Below are 5,314 nucleotides of genomic sequence, written 5' to 3' on the forward strand. Positions count from 1 at the left end.
GTGAGCCTGCGGGTCTCCGGTCGAGGGCGGGGGGTGAGCCTGCGGGTCTCCGGTCGGGGGGGGCGAACCCGCGGGTCGCCGGTCGGGGGGGCGAATGCGCGAGGGGCGACGGTCACGGCGGCGTGCGTAATGCGGCCGCCGTGCGGGAACGGCGAGCGCGAGAGGCTGCGAACGTGCGGGGGCGGCGAGTGCGGACAACGATCGCGCGGGGGTGCCAAGCGCGCAGGCGCGACGAACTCGGCCGCATGCTGTACCGGGCTCAGGCCCCCGAACTCGCAGCGCTGAGAGTCCGCCTTTCCACGCTTCAGCGTCCTGCCGCCTTCGCTCCCCAGCGCCCCGCCTTCGCCTCCTCCCGCGCGTACCGCAATCCGGCTCGCTCTGCCCCGCTTCGTTCGCGAAGTCGGGTCCTGTGGCCCCAGCGCGATCCTCGGCCTCGGTGCCCGCCCGCGCCCCTGCCGCCTTGTCGCGTCCTATGCCTCCACCAGATCGATCAGCTCTTGATGGGAGTGGATCCCCAGCTTGGCGTAGATGTGCTTGACGTGCGCCTTCACCGTGTTGCGCGATACGACCAGCGCCTCCTCGATGTACTCGCGGTTGCGCCCGCGCGCGAGCATGGCGAACACCTCGGCCTCGCGCGGCGTGAGCCCGAACTCGGCGGCCAGCTCACCGCAGCGCGTCTCGAGTCGCTCGGCGGGGGAAGTCGCTGCGTCGCGCTCGCCCACGGGCTGGATGCCCTCGATGGCGCCGGTGAAGGTGAAGCGCTTGAGCCCGATGAGCGCGTAGGCGGCGAACACGAGCATGAGCGTGCCCACCACGAGAAACACCAGGTGACCGTCGGCCCCGATAGCGTGGTTCACGCCGGTTCCCGCCGCCGCGCCCAGCACCGACCCCAGGCTCGACAACCCGCGCCCCCAGGCGATGGTAGTGGCCGCGCCCAGCGGATTGCGCTCGGCGATGGCCACAAGCGCCATCCAGGCGGTCATGTCGAAGAGGCTGTTGCCGGCCGACAGCAGCGTGACGGCCCCGCGCGTGAAGGAGGCGCTGCCATCCGAGGCCAGGAAGAAGCCGGCTATCACGATGAGGGCGGAGACCTGGGCCAGCAGGTCGGCGGGGAAGGGGCGCCGCGTCAGCAGCACCCAGGCACCCACGGCCAGCGCCGGGAGCGCCTCCAGGGCGCTTGCGCGGGGCACGCCGCCTACCTCGTCGAAGCGCAGCGCGAACCCGAAGGCCACGTGAAACAGCAGCAGGCACACGAACAGCGTGGAGAAGGGGGACAGAAACGACGAAGGCCTGGTGACGGCCAAGTCGTGCGGCGCCTCCCGGCCGTGGCTGTGCTCGAGCACGATGCGCGCCGGCCGCTCGGTCAGCGCTGCGGCCGCCACGGGACACAGCAGGAAGGCGCCGACCCCTACGGCGGCCGGAACCGCGCCGGCCAAGACGCCGGTGGCCAGCTGCAGCCCGTAGGCCGCGCTGATCCCCAGGGCCACGAAGCGCAATCTCAGCCGCGCGAGCGCCAGGCCCGTCAGCACCGTGGCGCCTGCGCGTCCCACGCCCACCAGGCAGGCGCCCAGGGTGAGCGTCGCCGGGTGGGAGAAGATCAGGCCCGCCAGCATGACGCCGGCTCCGGCTGCCAGAAACGCGAAGGTGCCCGCGATGAAGCTCGCGGGCGTCAGCAGGCGCGGCGCGCGGTAGGCCACGAAGCCCAGCGCCATGAGCGCTAGGGCCGTAGCGCTCACGGAGAAGTCGCGCGCATGGGTGAAGATGGGGTCGAACAGCGGAAACACCGCCGTGTTCATGAAGGAGGTCGAGGCCACCAGGAGGGCGAGCGCGGCGGCGGCCAGCACGGCCTCGTTCATGCCTGCGCCATCGCCGTCGGCCGTGCGTCGCTTCTCGTCGTTCGCCATGCCAGCCTCCTCTCGCTGTCCGTCGCCTGCCTTCTATTGTAGGCCCTCGCGTCATCGGAGGGGCGTCGTGGATCGACGTCGGCGGTGGTCGGATGCGTCGCCATCGCCCCCCCCCTCGCACGTGAGCGCCCCTCGCATCCCCGCCGGCTCGGCCGTCGCCCGATCCGGCGAGCGTGCCTCCCTCTGCCCGGTGCGCCCTCGGCGCCCTGGGCGCGCTGCGTGCCACACGTCCCCTCCGCATGCAGCAAAAAACGCCCCGCCGGGAGGGGTGGCGGGATGCTCGGGGGGGCGGACGTCCGCCTGTGTCGCGGGATGCCGCGAGGGCGGGCGCCGAGGGGCGGCCTCGGCGCGCGGGTCATCGTGCACGCCGAGGCCGCCCCTCGCGGCCGGCCTGGCCTGGCGCGGCCGAGTCCGCCGCGTGCCTGCCCGTCGGGGCTACGCCTGCCCGGTGGCGGCCAGCATGCCTGCGCGCCGCCCGAAGGTCATCGTGCGCCCGCAGGCCAGGCCGGTCAGCAGGTTCGGATAGCTCACGCTGAAGAAGCCGCCCGAGTCGTTGCCGGTCAGGTACAGGCCCTCGATGGGATCGCCGTTCTCGTCGCAGGGGTGCATGTTCGTGTCGATGGTCACGCCGTCAAGCGTCGCCAGGAACCAGGCGCCCGTGCGCACGCCGTAGAAGGGCGGCGTGTCGATGGCCATGAGGCGGTGGGGCTCCTTGTGGTAGTCCTCGTCGCGGCCGGCTGCGGCCATCTCGTTGTAGCGCGTCCACGACGCCACCGTGGCCTCCACGGGCAGGTTCAGCTTCTCGGCCAGCTCCTCCATGGTGTCGGCCTTCTGCACGTAGCCGTCCTCGATGAGCTTGTCGATCATGCCGTCGACCACCTTCATGGGGATGTTGTTCTTCGCCCCGTTGTCGAAGGGGAACAGCCGGCAGCAGCCCACCTCGTCCATGGCCTCGGCCTGGGCGGCGTGGTTGGCGTCCCAGATGTCCACGTAGGTCTGGTGTGGCTGCATGATGGTGGAGTGCAGCATGTAGTCGTAGGGGCCGGACTCGTTGCAGAAGCGCTTCCCCTTGAGGTTGAGCTTGAGGAACGGCTGCTCGCCGAACCAGAACCAGCGGCCCACCACGCCGTCGCCGGCGGTCTGGTCGGGCTTCACGCAGGCGCGGTTGAAGGTGCATGCCGCGCCGAGCGGGTCCATGGTGGCGCCCAGCCACAGGGCCGCCTTGATGCCGTCGCCGGTGGGGTTGCCGCCGGAGCCGGGGGCCGCGATGCGGATCTTCTGGTTCCAGGCCTGGCGATCCTCCATCATCTCCAGGTTGTTGCCGTAGCCGCCGGTGGACAGGATCACGCCCTTTGACGCGTTGATGCGCAGGTAGCGGCGCTCGCCCTTCACCTCGCGGGCGATGACGCCGGTCACGCGCCCGCCGGCGTCCTGCTCGCACCTGACGAACTCGGTGTACCAGCGCACCTCGGCGCCCTGCTCGGCGGCGTAGGCGAGGATGGACTCGGCGAAGCCCCACGCCTCGTCGGCCTGGCCCGCCGCGGTGAGCTGGGGGCTGTGGCCGGTGGCGAAGGCCTTGTCGCGGCCCGGGTCGTCGATGTTGCCCACGCCGCCCTCGAACTCCATGACCATCTTGCCGTCACGCTCGATGATGTCGGTGAGCCAGTCCACCATGGCGCCGGACTCGTTGGCCCACAGCTTCACCAGGTCGTAGTTCACGAAGCCGTTGGCGTAGCGGACGATGTCCTCCATCGCCTCCATCTTGTCGATGCGGAACTGCGGGAACTCCTCGAAGGAGGCCTGCTGCAGGCGCGAGTCGATGGCGCCGATGTCCTCGCGGACGTTCTTCGGCTCGCCCTGGCGGTCGATGCCGAGCACGCGCGCGCCGTTCTCGGCCGCCGATATCATGGCCGGGATGCCGCCGGTGCCCACGCCCACCACCAGCACCTCGGTGTCGATGGTCTCGGCGATGTCCGCTTCGTCGATGACGGGCGGCGCGCCTAGCCAGGACGGCCCGCCGAAGTCACCGGTGCGCCGGCTGGCCGGCTCGGGCGCGGCGTAGCCCTTTCCGCAGCCGGCCAGCGTGCCGGCGCCGAGCGCGCCCAGGGCCGCCAGCCCGGCGCCTTGCAGGAAGCTGCGGCGCGAGAATCCGTTACTGCTCACTGGGGGCCTCCCATCCCTCGGGCATGTTCAGATCGTGGCACTCGTTGCACGTGAGCACGTTGGCCTCGTGGATGCCGTGGCAGTCGCCGCATTCCAGGGCCAGGTCCTGATGGCTCGCGTGGGGGTTGTACTTCTCGTCGTTGCCGGCGAAGCCCCACAGGTTGGCCGTGATCTCGTCATAGCTCTCGCCCAGCTCGTGGTGGCAGCCGCTCTTGGCGCAGAACTGCTCCGTGGCGAACTCCTTCCCGGTGGCCAGCTTGGTGCCGTCCTCGGTCATCGGGTAGTTGTCCGACGCCCACGCCATGGCCTCGGAGACCTGCGTGGTCAACTCGGCCTCGTGGCACTTGAGGCAGGTCACCCCGTCGGCCGCATGGGCGGTGATGCCCAGGTGCGGGTCGCCCGCGTCGTAGGTTTCCACGTAGTAGTCCATGGGGCTGTGGCAGATGGCGTTGCAGAAGCTCGGCTGCTCATGCCACACCCAGAAGCCCGCGCCCGCCACCACGATGACGGCGGCCACGATGCCCACGGCCGTCCACGTGCGCCGCCGCGACCGCTTGGGCGCCGGTGCAGGCGTCGGTGCGCCAGAGGCCGCGGCGCCTGTCGCGGCGTCCGTGGAGGGTGTTCCTCCCTGTTCGTCTGTCATTTCTCCTCCTTGTTCGCTTGCTTGAGAGACGCTGGCCCGACTGTACGCCCGCGCGTGGCTCCCCGGCTATTACCCTATCGGGGTAAAATCGGCAAAACCCCAGGTGGAGAGCGAGTGAGAAGAATTTGACGCTGGCTGTGCGAGGCGGCGCGCCCAGATGACTCGGTCGGCAACGGAATGGGCGGGGCGCCGTTACGCCATCCGTTTTTCGCCGCCGTTTTCGCCAAAAAGCGAGGCTGTGCGCTGGTGGGGAAGGGGTGCGGCGGCGCGGCAGCGTGGTTGCTCGCCGTTCTTCCTGGAAAAACCGCGGATAACTTTCGTGGGACTCCATGGAGGCGGGCTTCGCGGCGCACAACCTCGCTTTTTGGCGAAAACGGCGCCTCACGCTGACATCCCCCTCTGATCCGCTCGCGTTTCCCGGCCCATCGCGCGATCCGCTCGCGACACCGCCCGGCGCCCCCCGGCCCGCCGCCTGCCGCCCCGTCGCGCGCCCGATCCACCGCGCGACGTCGCTCGCCTGCGCACCCGTCCCACCGCGCAACACCGCTCGCCCCCGCCTGCGCACCCGTCCCACCGCGCAACACCGCTCGCCCCCGCCTGCGCG

At 70.9% G+C, this 5,314-nt stretch carries 3 protein-coding genes; all 3 read right to left on the minus strand.

The window, feature by feature from the left end; translation table 11 throughout:
• Positions 1-470: 470 nt before the first annotated feature.
• A complete protein-coding gene (locus D1643_RS09575) occupies positions 471-1,904 on the minus strand; it encodes a helix-turn-helix transcriptional regulator (protein ID WP_160710408.1) in 1,434 nt (477 codons plus the stop codon).
• Positions 1,905-2,339: 435 nt separating this feature from the next.
• A complete protein-coding gene (locus D1643_RS09580) occupies positions 2,340-4,067 on the minus strand; it encodes an FAD-binding protein (protein WP_160710409.1) in 1,728 nt (575 codons plus the stop codon).
• Positions 4,057-4,710 carry a cytochrome c3 family protein gene (locus tag D1643_RS09585; protein ID WP_160710410.1) on the minus strand — a complete coding sequence of 218 codons (654 nt, stop codon included), beginning with the start codon at positions 4,708-4,710 and terminating at the stop codon, positions 4,057-4,059. The genes D1643_RS09580 and D1643_RS09585 overlap by 11 nt, the downstream gene beginning before the upstream one ends.
• Positions 4,711-5,314 lie beyond the last annotated feature (604 nt).

Source organism: Enterorhabdus sp. P55 (assembly GCF_009911695.1).
Classification (GTDB): domain Bacteria; phylum Actinomycetota; class Coriobacteriia; order Coriobacteriales; family Eggerthellaceae; genus Enterorhabdus.